The following is a 22,198-nucleotide window of genomic DNA, read 5'->3' on the forward strand; positions in this document are numbered from 1 at the left end:
AGTCCTTTCCATATTATATCTATCCCAATTTCCGGTGTTTCTTTATACAAGAATTTTCCGTTCTTTAATAATATTCGTCATGTACTCCAGAATTTCTTTTTCATTCCAGTGAAATTTTTCTTTATCCAGCCAGATCACATCTGACTCCCGGCGAAACCAGGTAAGCTGACGTTTTGCAAAATGTCTGGTATCTCTCTTCAAAATGCGCACAGCCTCTTCCAGCGGATATTCTCCATCCAGATAGGCCAGGATTTCTTTGTACCCCAGTCCCTGCATAGATACCATCCCTCGATGACATCCATTTTTTCTCAAATCCACCACTTCTTTTACAAGGCCTTCCTCCAGCATCTGATCCACACGTTTGTCGATCCGGTCATATAGAATATCTCTTGGCGCATTTAATACAAAATATGCCAGATTATATGGGCTCACCTGTTTTTTCTGTTCTTCATTATGTGCAGAGATTGGTGTCCCATTCTGATGATAAAATTCCAGGGCACGGATCACCCGTTTGACATTATTTGCATGGATTGCCTCTGCACTTGCCGGGTCTACTTTTTTCAACATTTCATGAAGATACTCTGCACCCTTTTCTTTTGCCAGCTTTTCCAGGTCCGTACGATATGTGTTTTCCTGCTGTGCTTCTGTAAAATCAATATCTCTGGTCACCGCCTGAATATAAAATCCGGTCCCTCCAACCAGAATCGGAATTTTTCCTTTTGCATAGATTTCTTCCATGGCTGCTTTGGCCATCTGCTGAAATTTTACGATATGAAATTCTTCTTCCGGCTCCAGCACATCCACCAGGTAATGCTTCACTCCCTGCATTTCTTCTGGTCGGATCTTTGCAGAACCAATATCCATTTTTTTGTATACCTGCATCGAATCTGCAGAAATAATCTCACCGTTTATTGCCTTTGCAAGCGAAATAGAAAGGCTGGTTTTTCCAACTGCTGTCGGACCGGTAAGCACGATCAAAGGTTTTTTCATAGCCGCTCCTGTATGTTCCTGAACGGTCATTTCATCTGACCGTCCTGTAGATTTTTACTATACGATTCGTTTGAATTTCTTTTCCAGTTCTGTCCGGGTCATCGAAATGATCGTTGGTCGACCATGTGGACAATGATACGGATTTTCCAGTGTCAGAAGTTCATCGATCAGTTTCTCAGCCTCCTGCGGTGACATGGCATGATTTCCTTTAACTGCTGCCTTGCAGGCCATTGTTGCCAGTCTTGCCGCAAAAATATCCAATGTATCTTTACTATTATTGGATGCCAGATTATCGAGCATTTCCAGAAACAGTTCTTCTTCTGTCAGTCCATATAGATTGGACGGTACTGCACTGATCCGATATTCTCTGCCACCAAAATTCTCAATCTCAAAACCAAACTGTTCAAAATAATTCAGATTAGATTTGAGAATTTCCTCTTCCTGCATACTTAATGTTACAATCAGCGGAGGATTCAGATACTGAGAATCAATCGAATGTTCCCGGAACTGTTTCACCATACGCTCATAATATACTTTTTCGTGAGCAGCATGCTGATCAATAATATAAAAATTATCTTCAAACTGTACCAGCCAGTAAGTATCAAAAATCTGTCCAATCAGTTCAATACGACTTCTGGATTCCGGTACAAGCAGTTTTTCCTCAAAGAGTTCAAGCTGCTGTGGAGGGGCCTGTTCCTCTTTTACCGGTATCTCCTCCGGCTGTTCCGCTTTTTCTTCAAGCATTTCCGGTATTTCCGGTTGAACAGCCTTTTTCTCCGACTGTCCGGTTTCTCTCAGTACTGTTTCCTCTATCTTCTGTACTGATACCGTCTGTTCTTCAGACTTTGATTTATCCTGTTGCTCTGCTTTTTCGCCTTCGGTATTTACTTTTTCTTTTACTTTTTCCAGGAAATTCTCCGGCAACTTTGGCACAGTCTGTCTTTCTGCCAGTTTCTTCTCTTCATCTAATTTCTGATTTTCACGCAGTGTCCCGCTGAACATTTTTTCTTCATCTTTCGAAAAAGTTGAACGATAGGGAGCTGTCGGTTCTTTAACAACTGGCTTCCTCTCTGCAGATAACGCTGGCTTTTGTACTCCATACAGTTCCGCGCGGCGCTTCTGCTCAAATGGTTCCGGTACCTCGGCACGCGATACCTTTTCCGCCTTTTCTTCTTTCGCAGAAGAACTGTCTACAGATACTTTCGGAATCATTTCTCTTTTTGTTAATGCCGCCCGTACTGTATCATAAACCGCATCATAAACTTCCTGCTCTCTGGCAAAACGGACTTCCCTCTTTGCCGGATGCACATTAACATCCAGATCATTCCCCTCCATTTCCATTCGAAGGGATACAAACGGAAATTTATGCTGCATCAGAAATCCTCTGTAGGCATTTTCGATTGCTTTTGTAATGATATTATTTTTGACGTATCTTCCATTAATATAATAATTTTCAAAGGAACGATTACCTCTTGCAATCTCCGGTTTTCCAACAAAGCCTTCAATCTTCATAAAGGAATTTTCCTGAGAAACTTCCAGAAGTGCTCTGGCAATTTCTCTTCCGTAAACACTGTAAATAACATCCTTCACACTATAGTTCCCGGATGTATGCAGTTTCACCTGTTTATTCTGAATATATTTAAAAGAGATCTCCGGATGGGACAATGCAAGCTGTTCCATCAGTGTGTGGATGTAATTTGCCTCCGTCATATCAGACTTCAGGAACTTGCTTCTTGCCGGTGTATTATAAAAAAGATTACGAACCAGAAAGGTTGTTCCCTCCGGTGCACCCAGTTCTTCCAGAGAATGTTCCTGACCACCTTCGATCACATAGCGGGAACCGCTGACAGACGAAGGTGTTTTTGTAATCAGTTCTACCTGTGAAACTGCTGCAATACTGGAAAGTGCCTCGCCGCGAAAACCCAGCGATGCGATATGCTCCAGGTCCTCTACTTTTTCAATCTTACTGGTCGCATGCCGCAGAAATGCAAGAGGAATCTGCTCTGCCTCCATTCCTGATCCGTTGTCTGTAATACGGATCAATTTCTTACCGCCATCGGCAATCTCTACGGTTACTGCCGTTGCTCCTGCATCTATCGCATTCTCTACAAGCTCTTTTACAACAGAGGAAGGGCGTTCTACCACCTCTCCTGCTGCAATCTTATCAATTGTGTTCTGGTCTAAAACTGCAATTTTTCTCAAAGCAACCTCCATTTATCGGAATGATACCTACGAAAAATAACATTCCCGAAGTACTCCTGTTCCTGATCGTTACCAGCGATTTTTGATCTTGTTCTGTAAGTTATATAAAATATTCATAGCTTCCATTGGTGTCAGATGTGTCATATCCAGATCTCGAATCTCATCCACGATATCATTATCCTGTACCGTATCAAACAATGACATCTGTGCCATATCTACCTGATCATACACAATCTTCTGTTTCTTCTTTGGTGCAGTCAGATCCTTGACTGCTGCAGTAATGTCCGCATCGCTGAGCTCATCTACCAGTTCTTTGGCACGGTTAATGACTGAATCCGGCACACCCGCAAGCTTGGCTACCTGAATGCCGTAGCTCTTGTCCGCACCGCCCTTGACAATCTTACGAAGGAACACAATATCATCGCCCTTTTCCTTGACTGCAATACAATAATTATTGACTCCCGGAATCTTGCCTTCCAGTTCTGTCAATTCATGATAATGTGTTGCAAATAAAGTCTTGGCACCACAGAGCTTTGTATTGCTGATATGCTCGATCACCGACCATGCGATTGCCAGACCGTCAAACGTACTTGTGCCTCGTCCGATCTCATCCAGAATCAGTAAACTTTTGGATGTGGCGTTTCGAAGGATGTTCGCCACCTCAGTCATCTCTACCATAAAAGTACTCTGCCCGCTTGCAAGGTCATCCGATGCGCCAACACGAGTAAAGATACGGTCTACGATGCCAATATTTGCTTTTTCTGCCGGGACAAAGCTTCCGATCTGTGCCATCAGAACGATCAGAGCCGTCTGGCGCATATAGGTTGATTTACCTGCCATATTCGGCCCAGTGATAATGGAAACTCGTTTTTTCTGATTATCCAGATATGTATCATTGGCAATAAACATATCATTTTCGATCATCTGCTCTACAACCGGATGACGACCATTTTTGATATCCAGGACACCATTTTCATTAATCTTTGGTTTTACGAAATTATTTCTTTCTGCTACCAGTGCAAGTGAAGCAAAAACATCCAGTGCTGCAATCGCTTTGGCAGTTTTCTGTATACGGACAACTTCCTGTCCGACTTTATCACGCACATCTGCAAACAATTCATACTCCAGTGCATACAGACGATCTTCTGCGCCCAGAATCAGATCTTCCAGATCTTTGAGTTCCTGCGTGATATAACGCTCTGCATTCGTAAGTGTCTGTTTGCGGACATAATTATCCGGCACCTGATCTTTAAAAGAATTCGTTACTTCCAGTGCATATCCGAATACACGACTGTATTTGATCTTCAGCGTTTTAATGCCTGTACGCTCTTTTTCCCTGGCTTCCAGTTCTGCCAGCCACTTCTTGCCATCGGTTCTTGATCGACGGTATTTATCTACATCTGCATTGTATCCTTCACGGATAATGCCGCCATCTTTCTGCGCCAGAGGCGGTTCATCTGTAATCGCACGCTTGATCAGATCGGTTACATCCTCCAATGGATCCATATCTTCAAAGATCTGTTTCAGAATCGGAGCTTCAAACTCCTTTAGCACCTGGCGGATATACGGAATCATTTCCAGCGAAGACGCAAACGCAACCATGTCTCTCGGATTCGCAGACTGATAACTGATGTGGCTGATCAGACGTTCCAGGTCATAGATCGGATTCAGATACTCACGTATTTCATCACGTAGCATCGGTTTCTGTGTCAATTCTTCAACTGCTGCCAGTCTGCGGTTAATCTCTTCTGCATCAATCAGCGGCTGTTCTACATACCCACGAAGAGTACGTGCTCCCATGGCCGTCCTGGTCTTATCCAGTACCCAGAGAAGGGATCCCCGTTTCTGTTTTTCACGAAGTGTCTCAACCAGCTCCAGATTACGACGGCTGGAGCTGTCAATCAGCATAAATTTATCAGCAGTATATGGATGAATCGTTGCCATATGCGACAGAGCTGTCTTCTGTGTTTCATTTAAGTACTGGAAAAGTGCACCCGCTGCAATCACACCGCTGTCGTAATCCTGCAGTCCAAGTCCTTCCAGTGTATTTACATGAAAATGTTCTTTTAGAGTACGCTGACAAAGACTGTCATCAAAATACCAGTTGTCTAATGGAAAAATACAGATTCGAAGACGGTCTTTCAAATCTTCTGTATCAACTCCGCTCATAAAAAAAGCGTCATTACAGATAATTTCCGCAGGAACAAATTTGTTGATCTCATCAAGAAGTTTCTGAGGTTTGTCCACTTCTGTGAGGAAACAGTCTCCTGTGGTGATATCTGCAATGGCACATCCGAAATGATCTTCCATGGAAACAATTGACATCAGGTAATTGTTTCTGGATTCATCCAGTGATGTAGCATCCAGAGTTGTTCCCGGTGTGACTACACGGATAACTTCTCTTTTAACAAGCCCCTTTGCTTTCTTCGGGTCTTCTACCTGCTCGCAGATTGCCACTTTATGTCCTTTTTCAATCAGGCGCTTGATGTACGTTTCCGCTGCGTGAAACGGAATTCCACACATTGGTGCCCGCTCTTCCAGACCGCAGTCCTTGCCTGTCAGAGTCAGTTCCAGCTCCTTCGAGACAAGAAGCGCATCATCAAAAAACATCTCATAAAAATCACCAAGGCGATAAAAAAGGATACAGTCCTTATAACTCTCTTTTGTTTTGCAGTACTCTCTCATCATCGGTGACATGTTCTTACTACTCATAAAACTCCTTATTTATGCGGCTTTACGCCGCCTTTATCTTAAATCTGACCATGTTTTTGACACAGTAAAATTTGTTTTTTATGACTGTGTATAAACATGGCCAGGCAGTGGTTAGTTACATTTTTGAAACTTATTAAGTTTAACATAAATAAACAATGGGTTCAAGATGTCGTGATGAGAAAATTTTCGATTTCAACGCTTAATATATATTAAACCTTTACTTTTAACTGACACCAATCATAAATTTAATGATTTTTTATTCCACTAAGTTTGCAATAGATCTTTTGCTTGAAATGATTGTATCAGGATTTTTCAATTAAGACAATACTTCTGCTCTTCATATGTTATGCATTGATAACTGATACTTTTTCCCATCGTCTCTTGTAATTTTCGCGAACCTACATATGAAAAAAGCCTGTCATCACCCTCAAATTTTTCTATGGTCAACAGCAAGCTTCCTACTATTGCATCAACTCATTCCCTTTTCTCTGCACTGCCCCATAATCATCCCCCGCAACCTGTCCATCTCTGATATTTTTCTCCAGATTTCTCAGCCCCTTGTAAATATCCCTCTGAAATTTAATCCTGCAATAAAAAATGGCGAGATGCATATTGTAACACCCCGCCAATTATCTGATTTGCACAAAATTCGCATAATCAAATCAATTCTTACATTTTATGCTGACAATGACTCAGCATTTTTTATAATATCTTGAATCTGCTTTTCATCTACTCCAGCCACGTCCGCGATCTGAGCAGCTGTATAACCTTTATTGTACATTTTCATGATCATTTCCCGTTTGCCCATTTCAATTCCTGTTTCAATTCCAGTTTCTTTAATTTTCTGGCTCAAATTACACATAATACTCACATTCTCTCTGAAATCCTTTTCTATTGGAATCGCATATTCATTTCCAACAACATTTATATCGTTTTTCTTATTCCTTTAAAAAGTTTTAAGTAATTGAATATACTTCGTCTGATCTTTTTCTGAATATCTTTCTCCGAATATTCTAAAACGGTTTATATCATTTTGGTAAAACTTCAAAAGCTGCGGTTTTTCTTCGCATTCAAGATATACAACTCCTCCACCAATCTGATGCTGTACATTCTCTAAAACTTCAAAAGCCGCATCCATCAACTGAACTCCAGTAATAGTTGCTATATCTGTATATTGATAGTTCTTCCCAAATTGACCAATCAGAAATGCAGATAATGTTAATTCGCCCGTTTCTTCATCTGCCTGTGCATATCTCTGCAATTTCTTCCTTACAGTACCAGACAATTCTTGTCCCATAACCTGCAGTGCTTTATGTGTTACTGCAAAAATACCATGTATTCTACATTCATCATCTACTAAAAGATATGTAATTGAGGTTTTCCTTTTGGCAAATTCAATTGCATTTTTTCGCATAAACTCTTCTATTTCCAGATTTTTCGGACATGAAAACTCAGAGAGGACAACCTTCAAATTGTCCTCTCCAATCACATCCATAAAATCCAAAATATTCATGACTGCATAATTGCTCACTATTTCTGCCCTTTCTGTGCAAAAAATCTTCTAACAGCGTTCACATCTGTAAGTACCGGAATCGTTGGTGCAGAAGGCTTACGTTTCGGATCACGACTGGATGCTTCCAGTGCATTTGCAAGTACTTCTGCTTTTTTTGAATCCTTAATAACAACATTAGTTAAAATACTTGATGTAGCCATAACAACACCTCCTCTTTGCTGGCTATAGATTTATAATCTCTTTTTCTTTATTATATACAAATGCCGTGTAATAATCAACCGGCGAAATTTATTTAATAGTTTATATAAAAATAGATAATTGCAAATTCGTTTCTCAGTGCCATGCAATCATCAGAAAAAAATGTCTAGGTTGTTTTATGACCACATTTTTACCCAGTTTTTGTTACTACTTGAGCATATTCCCTACCACTGAGTACCATTTACCGATAGAAGTTCATGAGTCGTTAACCCGCATATTTCCTGTATTTATGCGGGTTAACGTAGATACCGAAATTTCACTGCCACATTTTCAGTATATATTTTTAACATATCTCTCATTTTAGTATTTATTTTTATATCCCATCGCCATGGACGCCATATATCTGCAATAGCCGGAAATATGCATCTAGAAATAACATCAATAAATTTCAACAACTCTTTTCCAGATTCCTCAGCCCTTTGTAAATATTTCTCTGAAATTTAATCCTGTAATAAAAATGGCGAGATGCTTATCGTAACACCCCGCCGAACATCCGATTTGCATAAGATCCGCATAATCAGGTCAATTTTTACATTTTATACTGGCAATAACTCAGCATTTTTTATAATCTCTTTTATCTGCTTTTCGTCCATTTCAGCCACATCCGCGATCTGAGCAGCTGTATAACCCTTTTTGTACATACTTATAACAAATTTTAATGTTGTTGCTTTTGTTGCAGCTTCAGTTGCATCTTCTCTAATTCCCAAGCTTAAATTACACATAATACTCACATCCTCTCTGAAATCTTTTTCCATTGGAATCGCATATTCATTTCCAATGATATCCAGTTTTTCGTTTACTGTTAAATCCTGAGATAATAATGCCCCCAGTAATCTATGTAACTCGTATTTCTCCTCATGCTTCGGAAGTTCTTCAGCAAGTCCAATCATTACGATATTAATTAAGTCCAGTTTACCTTTCCATGCATGGGAATTTACAATACTGTCTTTCATCAGGTGAATATGTTCCAGACTATTTTCCGGCATATTCATACAGACCCAAATGGAATAGACTCGCTTGATATCATTATAATTTGAATTTGAAAAATCTCTTTCCTTTTGTGATGAAATCATACGGCTTACATAAAAGATTGCCCGATTCAATATATCGTACCCATTTGGTTCGTCCTTTTGAGCTTCTACATTGATAATAATCTGCGACAATCCATCCTTCATCCTGACATAGAATATAATGTCAAATCGTATCATTCCCTCATGAAGTTCCGGGTTTTCAGAATTAAGACCAACCACACGAGATTCATCATTTTTAATAACAGTATTAGTAAGACCAGTTTCTATCGGGACAGTGTTAATAAATGGTTCGCCTTCAATGTAAGAAACCACATCTTTCGGATCCATCCCTGCAAATTCATCAACGGTCTTTACTAATATATGGGCCAGTATACTTTTCTGACCAAGTAATCGTTTCGCACTTTCATCATATTGTGCGTCTTTATCTGTCGTAAGAATCGTATTTTTGATTTCTGTATTCAAAAGTCTTTCTCCTTTTCTACAGCACTTCTAAAACTATTCTTCGGCTATATATTTATTATACTCTAAATCTGTATTTTCAACAACATCCAATTGTCTATAGATTTTCTGCCCTAAATTTTTTATTTAAATTCCACCGCCAGCTTATGCAGTGGAATTTAAATAAAAAATTTAGGGCTTTTGTTCTGGTAGATTTTTCTTTACAAAACTCTCCAAATTCATGTTATACTGATAGAAAATAATCATTACACATAAAAGAGGGAGTATTTATGAGATACAGAGATGAAGTTCATATCGCGATCATGACACTTTTGTTCTGCTGTGCCATGTTTGCTGTCTATGCGATTGTTCCAAAAGATGCTGCGGTTGCTGCCAGGGCCAGGGCAACAATAACAGAAGCACCTGAAACAGCTGCCGAAGCAGAGGCGATCCGTTCTTCGCAGGAGGAAGATGCCGGATTTACAATCTATACCGAAGAAAGCAATTATGACTATAATGATTCGGATTCTTCCGATAATACCACTTCAGATTCTTCTGATCAGACTTATTATGATCCGGGAACAGATACTTCTGACAGTGATGTTGTGGATGAAGATGCCTCTACCCCAGGAAGTACTGATCCGGCAGATCAGATTGATTATCCGTCAGACGACACCACAAACGATACTACAGACACTATTGATTCTTCGGATGATACCTGGGAGTATTTTCCATCTGACACAACAGATACCTCCGACAGCGATGTTGCAGATGAAGATAATGCATTTTAAAAACAGAAAAGGAAAGGTCAGGAGCTGTGTATTATTGCTCTGAACCTTTCCTTTTTATTTCTGTATTCTTACTGTTTCTGTACACCGGTATAACGGCAGTTGGCAAACAATTCGTTCACCGCACTTTCGTATACTGCACATTTCTCGCTCTTTTTGATCTTCTTTGCATACTTCTTACTGTCTTCAAACATCGGTGCCAGATAAAACCAAAGCTCTTTCATCTTAAACAGCACATTCCTGTCTCCTGACACTTCTTCACGATATGTATGATACAAAAGATCATGAAACTTACGGATATCTGTCTTTTCCGCCGCCTTTCCTCCTTTGATTTCCAGGGCCAGAGACGGATCAGCAAGTACCCCACGTCCCATCATAAAGCACTCCACCTCTGGAAAACGATCTTTAATCCTGCGAAAAGCATCTGGTGAAAAAATATCCCCATTATAGCAAATCGGATTCTGACTGCATACCAGAGCCTCACCAAACATCTCCAGATCAGGCGTGTTCTTATAAAAATCTTTCTGAACTCTCGGATGAATGATCAGTTCTTCCATAGGAAAACGATTATAGATTTTCATCAGACGAGAAAATCCTTTTGCATCTTCCATTCCAAGACGTGTTTTCACAGAAATCTTCATCTCTGTTCCACTAAAGATCTTATCCAGAAAACGCTCCAGTTCCTCTGGTCTCTCAAGGAATCCTGCACCACATCCCTTTGTGACTACCGTTTTTGACGGACAGCCAAGATTCAGATTTACTTCCTGATAGCCATATTCCTGCAGCTGACTCGCCGTGCGAAGAAAATCCTCTGCATTTCTAGTCAATATCTGTGGCACTGTATACATTCCTGCATTGTTTTCCGGTGAAATATCCTTTTTTTCTCTTCCACTGAAATTCAGATTCTGCTTTGCTCTGATAAACGGAATAAAATATTTGTCAAAACCATCAAAGCACTGAAACAGTGCTCTGCGGTAAATATAATTTGTAATTCCCTCCAGTGGTGCAAGATATAACCTCATAGATTATAAATTTCCAAGGTCTACCTTGTATTCGTCAGAACCTTCCTGATTTACAGTATAATATGCTGCTCTTCTTTCTGCATTGATGTAAATGCAGATATCTCCTGTCAGACCTTTGTCTGCTACTGCTTTTTTAACTGCCTTTTCTACATCTTTCAGAGATACATTTGTCTCAAAGATTTCAAGAGATACCTCTTTTACTTTTGCGCCTGCTGCTTTGCGAACAGCCTTTGTAGCTGTCTTAGCTGCAGTTTTAGTTGCAGTCTTTACAGTTTTTTCTGCTTTCTGAACTGCTTCCGGAGCTTTGGCAGCAACTTCTTTTACTACTTCTGCTGTCTTCTCAGCCGGTGCAGCCTCTTCTACTTTTTTTGCTGCTGCTTTTACAGTTTCTTTAACCTTTGCTGCTGTCTCTGTGATTGCTTCTGTTGATTTTGCTGTGGTTCTTACACTTTTTTTTCTCATAATATTTTCCTCCTGTAAACAATTACAACTGTTTGTTGTATCGCTTCTTCGTAACAGTACCACAAAACATCGTGACCTGTCAAATTTATCCATTTTTTTATTCAATTATTCTTCCACGAGCGATCCCATATAATAGAATCCGTGGCATTCGTCCAGATTTACTTTGACATACCTGCCAAGAAGATCTGCGCTTCCCGGGAAATGTACAAGAAGATTGTATTCCGTTCTTCCTGTAAATATTCCTTTTTCTTTGCTTTCTTCTTCTACCAGAACTTCCTGTACAGTACCTTCAAATCTTGACGAACGTCTGCGTCCCTCCTGCTGTACCAGTGCAAGCAGACGATTAAAACGTTCTTTTGCCACATCCTGAGGAACCTGATTATCCATCTTGGCAGCAGGTGTATCACTTCTCTTCGAATACAGGAATGTGAATGCTGTATCATAGCCGCATTTTGCAACCACATCCAGTGTTTCCTGGAAATCTTCTTCTGTTTCTCCCGGAAAACCGACAATGATATCCGTTGTCAGAGAAATATCCGGAATCGCTGTGCGAATTCTGTTTACCAGATCCAGATATTTTTCTTTGTCATACCGTCTGTTCATGATCTTAAGAATGCGACTGCTTCCTGACTGTAACGGAAGATGCAGATGATGACAGATTTTTTTGCTCTTTGCCATTACTGCGATCAGTTCGTCTGACAGATCCTTCGGATGAGAAGTCATAAAACGGATACGTTTCAGTCCTTCTACGTCTTCCAGCATTTCCAGAAGCTGGGCAAATGTCACCGGGTGTTCCAGTGTCTTGCCATAAGAGTTTACATTCTGCCCCAGCAGCATAACCTCAGATACACCGTCTGATACCAGTCGCTTTACCTCTTTGACGATTGCTTCCGGCTCACGACTGCGTTCACGTCCTCTTACATACGGAACGATACAATAACTACAGAAGTTATTGCAGCCAAACATAATATTAACCCCTGACTTAAAAGTATAATTTCTCTCCGTCGGAAGGTCTTCTACAATCTGGTCTGTTCCCTCCCAGATATCTACAATCTGCTGTTCTGACTGCAGCATATCGTAAAACAGTTCTGCATACTTAAAAATATTATGTGTACCAAATACCAGATTGACAAATGGATAGGACTTTTTAATCTTATCCACCACATGCTGCTCCTGCATCATACATCCAAAAAGGATGATCTTCATATCCGGATTGCGGTCTTTCAGGCTGTGCAGATGTCCCAGTCTGCCATATACCTTGAGGTTTGCGTTTTCACGAACTGTACAGGTATTATAGATGACTACATCCGCATCTTCCTTATCCTGTCTGTGGTAGCCGATCTCATCCATGATTCCTGCTACTGCTTCAGACTGCTTTTCGTTCATCTGACATCCAAATGTAGTCAGACAATATGTCAGCGGTCGTCCAAGCGTATTGGATTTCTGGGCAGTCAGAGCCTGCGCAAGTTCTATAAAAGAACGCTGACGCAGAGTCTCCTCTGCACTTGTATTCTGTCCTTTTGAGGATTCGTTTATCATTTCGTATGACTCCTTCATTCTATAAACATACTGATTCTTGACAAATCGCTTTGAACTGTACAGTTTTTCTGCATTCAAAGCACTATTATTTAATATACAGGAATTTATCTGTCAGTGCAAGCATTTCTGCACTGTCAAGGGAATATTCTTGACAATGTGTTACAGAGAAAAAAGATATTCTAACGGCAAAGTATGTATTTCTCTGTATTCTGTCTGCTCCTGTGTCGAAAACTCCTGCCGTTCTCCTGAAGGAATCTCAATCCGAAAAGATGGCTGACGGCAAATTTCTGCATAAAACTGCTCAGGAGATCCATATCCCCTTCTCCCTGCCGGGTCCACATCATCCAGATGATATTTCTTTTTGTCTGTTTTCAAGCCTGCTTCTTTCTGCAGATGCCGCGCCAGACGATAATTCTTCTGATTTGTGGCAAACGACTGAGATTGTCGAAAATATACAATACATCTTTCAGCATATCCAAAAGACAGAAGACCTCTGCCCGGACATTCCTGAAACACCCTGATCAGTGCTTTCGTCTCATTCTCACTTGCCGGCTGTCGATGAATCTGCTTTCTTCGATAATAATGTGTTGGAAAATTTTTTCGAAGATCAATGCCCCTGCCATTGCAGGCAAATTCTTTGCACGGAATCTCCTGCATCCGGAGCATCTGTCGATAAATCGGATTGCGAATCGCAAAAAAATCTTTTTCATAAATTTCATATCCATCCGGATTCAAAAGTGGAATAAAATAAATCGACCATTTTTCCAGCAATTCTCTAAGATCATAAAGTTCTTCTAACTTCCATTTGTTTTCCCATGCTCTGGCATATTCTTTGAGCATCCCAAGTAAATAGAATGGCATCTGCCTGTCCAGACCATGTAAGCCTGCAAGACAGAAAATGCCTGTGGCTCCATGTCCCAGTTTTACCATCGGAATCATCCGGTCATCGTGACTTTTTCCAATCACCTGAAACTGCGCTACTTCTGTATAGCGTCCTGCCGTTTCCCACATTTCATAATAAAGATTCTCATAAGTACAGAATGTTGTAGCTGTATTGATCATATCTCTTCCCTCTGTGCGTATAGACAAATACATTTACAGGTTCCTGTACTATTATATGAAAAGAGACAGGCCAAAAGACCTGTCTCTGATAAATTCCTGTATTTAATTACAGTTCCTCTTTTTTGCGTTTGCGAACAAGAATATATCCACCCGCAAGTAAGGAAAGTGCTGCCAGCGCAGACATTGTTCCGATCGGAGACTCATCTGCAGTAGATACTGCGGATTTAGATGTGGAACCTGCATCTTTTTCGGATGCGGCTGCTGTTGCAGTTAATTCTGCCTCTGTAGCATCTCCATCTCCGGATCCGGAACCACTGCCGCCATTTCCGCTATTTGGTATCGGGGTTCCGGAAAGCTCGGCAATATATGCATTCCATTCTTCATCAGAAATCGTAGCCGGCGTAAAGGTCAGTGATTTTCCATCACTGGTTGTGATATAGTCGAGAACCTGTGGTTCCGTATCCTGCCACTCAGTGCCGTTATATACCTGTTTCTTAAGATAAATATAAATCGGATATGTTTTTCCTTCTTTGTTCTGCATACCCTTGGTAACGCCAATTCTCCATGTAGTATTCTGTGCAGCATTTGATTTCTTACTTGTAGTCCAGTATACCGGTACCCATCTGACATCGCCCTGAACCGGATTTTCATTATCCATACCGGCACCTTTTACTGAAAATTCATAGAATTTGCCAGGGAAGAATTTCAGCTCACCACTCAGTCCGGAAACCTCACTTTGAGAAGCTGTGTATTCTTTTGGTGCACGGGTAGTCACTGTCGCAGAAACCTTCGCCGGACGTTTTTTCTTAAAGCTGCTTCCGTTCAGCTTCACTACACTCATCTTTGCAGTTGCACCGGAATTTGGTTTTGCACAAACCACGAGCCAGGAATCTTCTTCCGGTACCTTGGCTGCAGTGATGTTGATCTCACCACTGGAATCCATTGCATTTGTTGCGTCTTTGGCAATATACATATTCTGGATTGTTTTTGTGTCGGTTCCTGCATCTACATAGAAATAATACCATTTGCAGGCACCATCTACTGTCATGGTCAATGTTACCGTATTGTGATCTTTCCATTTCAGTGTCTTAGCTTTGTAGGACATCTTCAGTGGAACCGGTGTAGGTGTCGCTGTCGGTGCCTCTGTTGGTGTAACACTGCTGTTTACCTTCAATGCCACAGACAGACCATCCTCTGCCAGGGTCAGTGTATAATCTTCAGTCGCATATGCTATCTGTGCAACAGCTGCCTTGAAATTATCTGCTGTTAAAGCAGTACCGGCTTCATTGCTTCCGGCTCTCACAACCGTCAGTGCATCTGCAGCACTTTCATGTGTCAGAGTAAGATTAGAAGCAGTCAGGACATCTGTCACAACAACTGCCGCTGTGCCTGTCAGCCCGATCGTAACGGATTCGTTCTCTTTTCCAACGATCGTACCCTGCACATAAATGTCTGAATCACTGTAAACAGCCCCTTTGGCTCCACTGTTTCCTGTGATCGTACCACCTTTCAGTACAACCTTGCCACCAACACTTGTAATTGCCGCACCATCTGCTGCAGAGTTATTATCCTGCAGTGTTACCGTACTGTCCATTCCAAATGCTGCTCCTGTGCCAACACTGACAATAGAACCGTCTACTGTATCAGCCTCTTCATCACTGATCTTTCCTGAAACCGTCAGAGAGGCTTCCTCTCCGGATGTAAACTGTAATTCTCCGTTTTCACCTGTAACAGCAAACATGTCTCCTTTGAAATCAGCATTTCTTGTAATTGTTGCAGCCTTTGAATCGCCTTTTGCAGCTGCCTTAATGCAGATCTTTTTGCCATTAATATTTACTGTACTGGAAATCTCATAGGTATCGTTTACGTTAATAACTGTAGCCTTTGTCGCAGTCTCTGCATTGTATGCCGGTGCATACTGAGAATCAATCGCATCCTGAAGGCTTGAGAAATAATGATTTTTTGCCTCTGTTGTATCCGTTGCTTCTTCAGTAATATAGATTCCGGTTTCCTCAGCAGATTCTTTTGGATCTGTCGTTGTTTCTTCGCTTTTATCTTCCGTTGTATCTTCTGTCTGAGTTTCAGCTGCAGGTGTCTGCTCTGTGCCGGCATCTTCGGCCGGAGTCTCAGTCGCAGGTGTTTCCTCTGCCGACGTTGTGTTTTCTGCCGGTGCTTCCGTTACAGGTGTTTCCTCTGCAGGTGTTTCTGCGTCTCCATCAGATAAATCTCCCTCAGTCGGTGTTTCTTCAGATGTCTCTGCTGTAGCTGCCACATCTCCTTCGGCGGCAAATACAGCTGCAGGTGTACCACTTGCTGCAAGTGCTCCTGCAAGAATAATTGCATATAACTGTTTTCGTCTCAACTTGAATCCTCCCATGGTGAGTCTTAAATATATCATGGCATGTCCTTCAAACTTCAAAAGTTTGCATGTCTAAACTGTAACTCATTATACACACGCAGCCTGTAATTGTCAAATCACAGGTCTTCCCTTTCTGTGTGTCTTATCCTCGGATCTGTCCGTTTCCATAAATAATATACTTCGTTGTTGTCAGGGCAAGCAGTCCCATCGGTCCTCTGGCGTGGAGCTTCTGGGTGCTGATGCCAATCTCAGCTCCGTATCCAAACTCAAATCCATCTGTAAATCGTGTGGAAGCATTGACATATACCGCCGCTGCATCTACCTCATCCAGGAATTTCTGAGCATTGGCATAGTTATTGGTGATGATTGCTTCGGAATGTCCTGTGTTATAACGGTTGATATGTGCAATCGCCTCGTCAACAGAATACACCACTTTGATCGACAGTATGTAATCCAGATATTCCGTTCCCCAGTCTTCCTCTGTTGCCGCAACAGCACCAGGCATCAGCGGCATTGCTTCCTGATCTGCACGCATCTGAACCTGCTTTTCTTTGAGTCGTTTTGCAAGAACCGGAAGAAGAGCGTCTTTGACATCTGCATGAACAAGCAGTGACTCACAGGCATTGCAGACCCCCACACGCTGTGTCTTTGCATTCAGAATAATATTTACTGCCATGTCCAGATCTGCACTTTTATCTACATAAATGTGACAGTTTCCTGTACCAGTCTCAATGACCGGAATGGTACTCTGATTTACCACCGCCCTGATCAGTCCCTTACCACCACGTGGAATCAGCACATCTACATATTCATTCATTTTCATGAATTCCGCAGCGGTCTCTCTGGAAGTATCCTGAATCAACTGAATGGCATTTTCTGTTACACCGTTTGCCTTAAGTGTCTCACGGATACATGCGACAATAGCCTCATTAGAATGAAGCGCATCACTGCCGCCTTTAAGGATCACAACATTTCCCGTCTTAAAACAAAGGCCAAAAGCATCTGCCGTTACATTCGGGCGTGCCTCATAGATAATACCGATCACACCGAGCGGTACTCTTTTCTGACCGATCAAAAGCCCGTTCGGACGTTTCTTCATACCGGTCACTTCACCGATCGGATCTTCCAGTGCCACAAGCTGCTGCAGTCCTTCTGCCATTCCCTGAATCCTCTCCGGAGTCAGAAGCAGTCTGTCCACCAGCCCTTCCGGCATATCATTCGCTCTGCCATTCTCTACATCTATGGCATTCGCTCTGATCAATTCTTCCGTGCATTCCACCAAATGCTCTGCTACTGCTGCAAGCACCTGATTCTTTTTGTCTGTGGTTATGGTACGCAGAGAATTTTCTGCTTCTTTTGCATTTTGTCCAAGCTGTAACAGCATTTCGTTCATAACACAACCTCCCCGGGGCAACGCTGCCCGTTTTATTTAAGATGATAAACTGATTTTTCGGTAACAATGAATTCCGGTGAAATGTCTGTAGGTTCTACCGGCACTTCCGGCAGCATCTGAAATTCAAATGCCACAGCCACACGTTTTACCTGTGGATGTTTTTCCAGAAAACGGTCATAAAAACCACCGCCATAACCAACTCTGTGGTTTGCCCGGTCAAAAGCAACTCCCGGCATGATCATCAGGGCATCCTCCCACTGAACGATTTCCCCTGTTGCCGGCTCCGGAATTCCAAAATACCCTTTTTCAAGCTGAGCAAAATCTGTCAGCTTATAAAAAAGCATATCCTGACCTACTACTTTGGGAACAGCAACTTCTTTGCCATCTTTCCACGCTGCCTCTATGATGTACTTTGTCATAACTTCATGGTTATAATCTGCATAGGCAAGCATTCGCCGACAGTCCCTGTATTCCGGAAGTGCTGTCACTGCTTCAGCAATCTCTCTGCTCCAGTCAGCGATCTGCTGATCCGTATGTGCCTTTCTTGCTGCAAAAATCTGTTTTCTAATTTGCTTTTTTTCTTCCATATTTTTCACCCAGATTTACAACTGAACCGTCTTTTTCTTTTACATCGATATTGTTTAACTGTGCTTTGAGGTTCTTGCGCACCGCAGCCAGATATTCCTGACGCAGCTCCGCCTGTTCCTTTTTTTCTTCCTCAGTCAGACCCACACTTTTGGCTTTATGTGCCAGCGCGTTGATGCGGTCGATCTTTATATTATCCATCATGATTATTTCCTCCTAGAGAAGTTTTTCTATATAGTCGATCAGGAAAAATTCTTCTTTTTTGTCTCCTGCAAACAAAGTACCATACTTTCTTCCTTCCATGATCTTGTGGATCACATGAAAATCCCTGCCATTGGCAATGATCATATCCGCACCTGCTGCCGTCGCGATCTCTGCCGCCGTAAGTTTGGTTGCCATGCCTCCGGTACCCACTTTGCTCTTCGGTCCCTTACCCATGCTCAGCAGTTTCTCATCCAGCTTCTCAACCGTATCAATAAACTCCGCATCCGGATTCGTATTCGGGTCATCTGTAAAGAGTCCGTCAATGTCTGAAAGCAAAATCAGAAGATCTGCTCCGATCAATCCTGCAATAACGGCTGACAGAGTATCATTATCTCCAAAAGATTCCAACATCTCCAGCTCATAGCTTGAAATGGAGTCATTTTCATTGACGACCGGAATCGCTCCGAGTTCGAGCAGCTCTTCAAAAGTATTTCTCGCATTTCGACGGTTCAGATTATTGACCATGGTATTCTTGGTCATCAGAATCTGTGCCGCCATCTGATTGTACTCTGAAAAAAGCTTCTGATAGATCATCATCAGACGTGCCTGTCCAACTGCAGAACATGCCTGTTTCTTTTTGAGTTCTGTCGGCTTCTCATGCATGCCAAATGCAGATGCTCCGACTGCCACCGCACCGGAAGTGACCAGAACCACATCCTTGCCCTGGTTATGAAGATCACTTAACTCTCTAACCAGCACTTCCAGTTTACGAAGATCCAGTTTATTAGTTTCCTTATGAATCAGGGAAGATGATCCTACCTTGATCACGATTCGCTTTTTGTCTTTGAGTAATTCACGATAATTCATGGTATTTATTCTCCAGTTATCTGTATTCTGTCCGTTTTTTATCTGGTAATCCCCAGATCTTCCAGTGCTTTTGCCTGTTTTGCTTCCATTACTGCCGCTTCATCCGGTTCCATATGGTCATATCCCAGAAGGTGCAGCATGCTGTGCGCAAACAGGAAACTGAATTCTCTTTCTGTACTGTGGCCGTATTCTTCTGCCTGCGCATAAACCTTATCTACAGAAATCATCACATCTCCAAGGATCAGTTCCTCCGTATCCAGATCAAAATAACTGTCATCCCCTTCTATCACGGAATAATCTGCCGGTGTCTCAAACGGGATCATCGGGAAAGAAAGTACATCTGTCGGTGCTCCGATCGAACGAAATTCCGCATTTACTCTCTTAATTTCTTCATTATCCGTAATCACAAGGTTCACACAGACATCATACGGACAGTGTTCTGTTTCCAGAATGTGTGCTGCCACCTTTGCTGCCAGTTTTTCATAATCAATATCCAGTTTTCGTTCTGCTTCATAATCAATCTGAATAGTCATTCTTTTTTCCTCCGAGCGGTCCTTGTACCACTGGTACTCCTGGACGGTTTCTGTTTCTTTTCATAATCATCATATGCCTGTACGATCTGCTGTACCAGCGGATGACGTACAACATCCTTGCTGGTAAGCTGACAGAATCCGATATCATCAATCTTCTTAAGTACTTTTGCTGCCACATCCAGACCGGAAACCGCGTCACGTGGAAGGTCTTTCTGGGAAGCATCTCCGGTGACAACTACTTTTGATCCGAATCCGATACGGGTCAGGAACATCTTCATCTGTGCCGGTGTCGTGTTCTGTGCTTCATCCAGGATAATAAATGCATTATCCAGTGTACGCCCTCTCATATATGCCAGCGGAGCTACTTCAATCAGTCCACGCTCCATATTCTTGGCAAAACTGTCTGCTCCCATGATCTGATACAGTGCATCATACAATGGCCGCAGATACGGATCCACTTTGCTCTGGAGATCTCCCGGAAGAAATCCCAGCTTTTCACCTGCTTCAATCGCCGGTCTTGTCAGAATGATACGACTGACCTCCTCGTTTCGGAATGCCGTCACCGCCATTGCCATCGCAAGATATGTTTTTCCTGTTCCTGCCGGTCCAATGCCGAACACGATCATCTTTTTGCGGATCTGGTCGACATATTCCTGCTGTCCCAGTGTCTTGGGCTTGATCGGTCTGCCCTGTATAGTATTGCAGATAAAATCTTTATCTATCTCGGTAAGTACCTGGTTTCGTTCTTCCATGGCAAGTGACAGTGCATAACTGACATTCTGTCTGGTTATGGTATTGCCTCTTCCCGCAAGAACCACCAGCTCCTCTATAAGTTTCTTTGCCTGAGTGGCACTCTGCTCTGTACCCAGGATCTTCAGCATGCCGTCTCTGGATATCAGTGTAACATTTAATGTACGTTCAATCAGTTTCAGATGTTCGTCAAACTGACCGAACACATTTCCCTCCAGATCTGCAGGCACCTGCGTGTACAGCTCAATAATACTGTTAGCCATCCTCTGTTGTCCTTTCTGCAGGCTGCTCCGATATTTCTACAGGAGTCTCCTCTCCGATTTTTTCTATAATTTCCAAAAAACCTTTGCTGATACAGGTCTTGTGGTCAACCTCTATTTTAACATTATTTGCAGATATTTGAACCCCTTTTTGTATTAATTTTTCTTCATAAATCTGCAAAATCCCCCACGCACGCGCCCGAACCTCTTTCTCTGTATACTCTTTTTTTACAGACTGATACTGTTTTTTACTGATTTTCCCCACTGAAACCGGAAGTCGAAAACTTTCTGTAAGAAAAAGCGGATGCTCCTCTACCACATTTTGCCAGTGCTTCTGTTTCTGATCGCCAAACCCCAGATATAAGGTTCCCACTCGTATGTAAACGCCCTTTTTCTCCTCCCCTGTAGGTATTTCTGTCTCATACTGCAGTGGAATTTCCCGATAATAGGCTTTTTTTCGTTTGATATAAATATCCGCATCCGCATGCACCGCTTCGTATCGCACAATCTCCTGACTGTCATTTTTCAGCTCCAGAAGACCGGAAACCAAAATCTCTCCTCTGCCGCAGGTTTCACCCGGCTTTTTCTGTGGAACTCCCTCACGCGTAATGATCTTCACAATCTCTCCCTCTACGTCCGCGGTAATATTGCATGGTGCACGTTCTTCGTTCTCCTTTTCCTGTACAAAGATTCCTTCTTTTACAGTCAGGAGAAGTTTTGTTCCCTCCAATTCCGCAGATACCCATGTAATATTCTGATATTTTTCCCGCACCGCCGCCGCAATTGCGCTGCAGTGGATCCGACGGCATGCCATGCCATGTACAATTCCCTGTTCCTCCAGAAAATGCAGGATCTCCGGTGTACTGTTCTTTACATTTCCCGTAATCTCAATATTCCATAACCTTCCGGACAAAAACATAAGAAGGACTGCACACAAAATGATTCCAAGAAAAAAAGCCTTTCTCTTTTTACTTCGGTAAAAAAAGAAGGGCAGTCCATGTTTTTCCAGAATATGTATTTTTACTTTTGTTTTTCTGCGAACAGGTGCAAGGCGAAAAAAATCTTTCACAGAAAACTCACACGTCAGGCTCTCGTCCTGTTCTCTGACGAGCCGGCTGATCCGAATTCCTCTTGCCCTGCACAAATTAAGGAAGCGCTCCGTCTGCGCGCCTCTGATCTGCAGGCACACCTGTCCTTCCCGAAATCCCCTCTGTCTGTTCATCCGCTCCC

General features: G+C 42.2%; 20 protein-coding genes. 1 reads left to right on the plus strand and 19 read right to left on the minus strand.

Features of this window, described 5'->3' with window-relative positions:
• Nucleotides 1-42: 42 nt before the first annotated feature.
• From miaA to KQI91_RS09880, 7 genes are all read right to left on the minus strand, one after another.
• The gene (miaA, locus tag KQI91_RS09850) at nt 43-990 is read right to left on the minus strand and encodes a tRNA (adenosine(37)-N6)-dimethylallyltransferase MiaA (RefSeq protein WP_216392599.1); all 948 of its coding nucleotides are present in this window, start codon (nt 988-990) and stop codon (nt 43-45) included.
• 57 nt (nt 991-1,047) lie between these two features.
• Nucleotides 1,048-3,192 carry a DNA mismatch repair endonuclease MutL gene (mutL, locus tag KQI91_RS09855; RefSeq protein WP_216392600.1) on the minus strand — a complete coding sequence of 715 codons (2,145 nt, stop codon included), beginning with the start codon at nt 3,190-3,192 and terminating at the stop codon, nt 1,048-1,050.
• A gap of 69 nt (nt 3,193-3,261) precedes the next feature.
• On the minus strand, nt 3,262-5,904 hold the full coding sequence (gene mutS / locus KQI91_RS09860; protein ID WP_330654530.1) for a DNA mismatch repair protein MutS: 2,643 nt from the start codon (nt 5,902-5,904) through the stop codon (nt 3,262-3,264).
• Nucleotides 5,905-6,580: 676 nt separating this feature from the next.
• Nucleotides 6,581-6,766, minus strand: coding sequence for a hypothetical protein (locus tag KQI91_RS09865; RefSeq protein WP_216392601.1), 186 nt, complete (start codon nt 6,764-6,766; stop codon nt 6,581-6,583).
• 84 nt (nt 6,767-6,850) lie between these two features.
• On the minus strand, nt 6,851-7,435 hold the full coding sequence (locus tag KQI91_RS09870; protein ID WP_216392602.1) for a GNAT family acetyltransferase: 585 nt from the start codon (nt 7,433-7,435) through the stop codon (nt 6,851-6,853).
• Nucleotides 7,435-7,617: a hypothetical protein gene (locus tag KQI91_RS09875; protein ID WP_216392603.1), complete on the minus strand. Its 183-nt coding sequence runs from the start codon at nt 7,615-7,617 to the stop codon at nt 7,435-7,437. Before KQI91_RS09875 ends, KQI91_RS09870 begins: the two co-directional genes overlap by 1 nt.
• A gap of 594 nt (nt 7,618-8,211) precedes the next feature.
• Nucleotides 8,212-9,168 carry a PD-(D/E)XK nuclease family transposase gene (locus KQI91_RS09880; protein WP_216392604.1) on the minus strand — a complete coding sequence of 319 codons (957 nt, stop codon included), beginning with the start codon at nt 9,166-9,168 and terminating at the stop codon, nt 8,212-8,214.
• A 266-nt stretch (nt 9,169-9,434) separates the two neighbouring features.
• On the opposite strand from KQI91_RS09880, the gene KQI91_RS09885 reads away from it, so the two are divergent.
• Nucleotides 9,435-9,935, plus strand: coding sequence for a hypothetical protein (locus KQI91_RS09885; protein ID WP_216392605.1), 501 nt, complete (start codon nt 9,435-9,437; stop codon nt 9,933-9,935).
• A gap of 68 nt (nt 9,936-10,003) precedes the next feature.
• Here the strand turns inward: KQI91_RS09885 and KQI91_RS09890 are convergent, their stop codons facing one another.
• The 12 genes from KQI91_RS09890 to KQI91_RS09945 form a co-directional block, all read right to left on the minus strand.
• On the minus strand, nt 10,004-10,954 hold the full coding sequence (locus tag KQI91_RS09890; protein ID WP_216392606.1) for a tRNA dihydrouridine synthase: 951 nt from the start codon (nt 10,952-10,954) through the stop codon (nt 10,004-10,006).
• A 3-nt stretch (nt 10,955-10,957) separates the two neighbouring features.
• Nucleotides 10,958-11,416, minus strand: coding sequence for a DUF6465 family protein (locus tag KQI91_RS09895; RefSeq protein ID WP_216392607.1), 459 nt, complete (start codon nt 11,414-11,416; stop codon nt 10,958-10,960).
• Nucleotides 11,417-11,521: 105 nt separating this feature from the next.
• Nucleotides 11,522-12,955 (minus strand): tRNA (N6-isopentenyl adenosine(37)-C2)-methylthiotransferase MiaB, encoded by a 1,434-nt coding sequence (gene miaB / locus KQI91_RS09900; RefSeq protein WP_216392608.1) that lies wholly within the window; start codon nt 12,953-12,955, stop codon nt 11,522-11,524.
• 159 nt (nt 12,956-13,114) lie between these two features.
• Nucleotides 13,115-14,017 carry a M14 family zinc carboxypeptidase gene (locus tag KQI91_RS09905; protein ID WP_216392609.1) on the minus strand — a complete coding sequence of 301 codons (903 nt, stop codon included), beginning with the start codon at nt 14,015-14,017 and terminating at the stop codon, nt 13,115-13,117.
• Between the two features lie 106 nt (nt 14,018-14,123).
• Nucleotides 14,124-16,379, minus strand: a complete 2,256-nt coding sequence (locus KQI91_RS09910; protein ID WP_216392610.1) for a hypothetical protein — start codon at nt 16,377-16,379, stop codon at nt 14,124-14,126.
• Nucleotides 16,380-16,518: 139 nt separating this feature from the next.
• Entirely contained in the window at nt 16,519-17,769 is a 1,251-nt protein-coding gene (locus KQI91_RS09915) for a glutamate-5-semialdehyde dehydrogenase (protein ID WP_216392611.1), read from the minus strand.
• Between the two features lie 32 nt (nt 17,770-17,801).
• Entirely contained in the window at nt 17,802-18,356 is a 555-nt protein-coding gene (locus tag KQI91_RS09920; protein WP_216392612.1) for a 5-formyltetrahydrofolate cyclo-ligase, read from the minus strand.
• Complete coding sequence (locus KQI91_RS09925) at nt 18,334-18,555, minus strand: DUF896 domain-containing protein (RefSeq protein WP_216392660.1); 222 nt, start codon at nt 18,553-18,555, stop codon at nt 18,334-18,336. The genes KQI91_RS09920 and KQI91_RS09925 overlap by 23 nt, the downstream gene beginning before the upstream one ends.
• Before the next feature lie 15 nt (nt 18,556-18,570).
• Nucleotides 18,571-19,425 (minus strand): glutamate 5-kinase, encoded by an 855-nt coding sequence (gene proB / locus KQI91_RS09930; protein WP_216392613.1) that lies wholly within the window; start codon nt 19,423-19,425, stop codon nt 18,571-18,573.
• Between the two features lie 38 nt (nt 19,426-19,463).
• Nucleotides 19,464-19,958 carry an rRNA maturation RNase YbeY gene (ybeY, locus tag KQI91_RS09935; RefSeq protein WP_216392614.1) on the minus strand — a complete coding sequence of 165 codons (495 nt, stop codon included), beginning with the start codon at nt 19,956-19,958 and terminating at the stop codon, nt 19,464-19,466.
• A complete protein-coding gene (locus tag KQI91_RS09940) occupies nt 19,955-20,971 on the minus strand; it encodes a PhoH family protein (protein WP_216392615.1) in 1,017 nt (338 codons plus the stop codon). The genes ybeY and KQI91_RS09940 overlap by 4 nt, the downstream gene beginning before the upstream one ends.
• Complete coding sequence (locus KQI91_RS09945; RefSeq protein ID WP_216392616.1) at nt 20,964-22,190, minus strand: sporulation protein YqfD; 1,227 nt, start codon at nt 22,188-22,190, stop codon at nt 20,964-20,966. Before KQI91_RS09945 ends, KQI91_RS09940 begins: the two co-directional genes overlap by 8 nt.
• Nucleotides 22,191-22,198 lie beyond the last annotated feature (8 nt).

The sequence above is a fragment of the Blautia sp. MSJ-19 genome (assembly GCF_018918125.1).
Lineage (GTDB): Bacteria > Bacillota > Clostridia > Lachnospirales > Lachnospiraceae > Blautia_A.

Coding starts and splice junctions, on each gene's coding strand:
- miaA (WP_216392599.1), bottom strand. CDS start 990: ATGAAAAAACCTTTGATCGTGCTTACCGGTCCGACAGCAGTTGGAAAA.
- mutS (WP_330654530.1), bottom strand. CDS start 5,904: ATGAGTAGTAAGAACATGTCACCGATGATGAGAGAGTACTGCAAAACA.
- KQI91_RS09865 (WP_216392601.1), bottom strand. CDS start 6,766: ATGTGTAATTTGAGCCAGAAAATTAAAGAAACTGGAATTGAAACAGGA.
- KQI91_RS09875 (WP_216392603.1), bottom strand. CDS start 7,617: ATGGCTACATCAAGTATTTTAACTAATGTTGTTATTAAGGATTCAAAA.
- KQI91_RS09885 (WP_216392605.1), top strand. CDS start 9,435: ATGAGATACAGAGATGAAGTTCATATCGCGATCATGACACTTTTGTTC.
- KQI91_RS09890 (WP_216392606.1), bottom strand. CDS start 10,954: ATGAGGTTATATCTTGCACCACTGGAGGGAATTACAAATTATATTTAC.
- KQI91_RS09895 (WP_216392607.1), bottom strand. CDS start 11,416: ATGAGAAAAAAAAGTGTAAGAACCACAGCAAAATCAACAGAAGCAATC.
- miaB (WP_216392608.1), bottom strand. CDS start 12,955: ATGATAAACGAATCCTCAAAAGGACAGAATACAAGTGCAGAGGAGACT.
- KQI91_RS09905 (WP_216392609.1), bottom strand. CDS start 14,017: ATGATCAATACAGCTACAACATTCTGTACTTATGAGAATCTTTATTAT.
- KQI91_RS09915 (WP_216392611.1), bottom strand. CDS start 17,769: ATGAACGAAATGCTGTTACAGCTTGGACAAAATGCAAAAGAAGCAGAA.
- KQI91_RS09920 (WP_216392612.1), bottom strand. CDS start 18,356: ATGGAAGAAAAAAAGCAAATTAGAAAACAGATTTTTGCAGCAAGAAAG.
- KQI91_RS09925 (WP_216392660.1), bottom strand. CDS start 18,555: ATGGATAATATAAAGATCGACCGCATCAACGCGCTGGCACATAAAGCC.
- proB (WP_216392613.1), bottom strand. CDS start 19,425: ATGAATTATCGTGAATTACTCAAAGACAAAAAGCGAATCGTGATCAAG.
- ybeY (WP_216392614.1), bottom strand. CDS start 19,958: ATGACTATTCAGATTGATTATGAAGCAGAACGAAAACTGGATATTGAT.
- KQI91_RS09940 (WP_216392615.1), bottom strand. CDS start 20,971: ATGGCTAACAGTATTATTGAGCTGTACACGCAGGTGCCTGCAGATCTG.
- KQI91_RS09945 (WP_216392616.1), bottom strand. CDS start 22,190: ATGAACAGACAGAGGGGATTTCGGGAAGGACAGGTGTGCCTGCAGATC.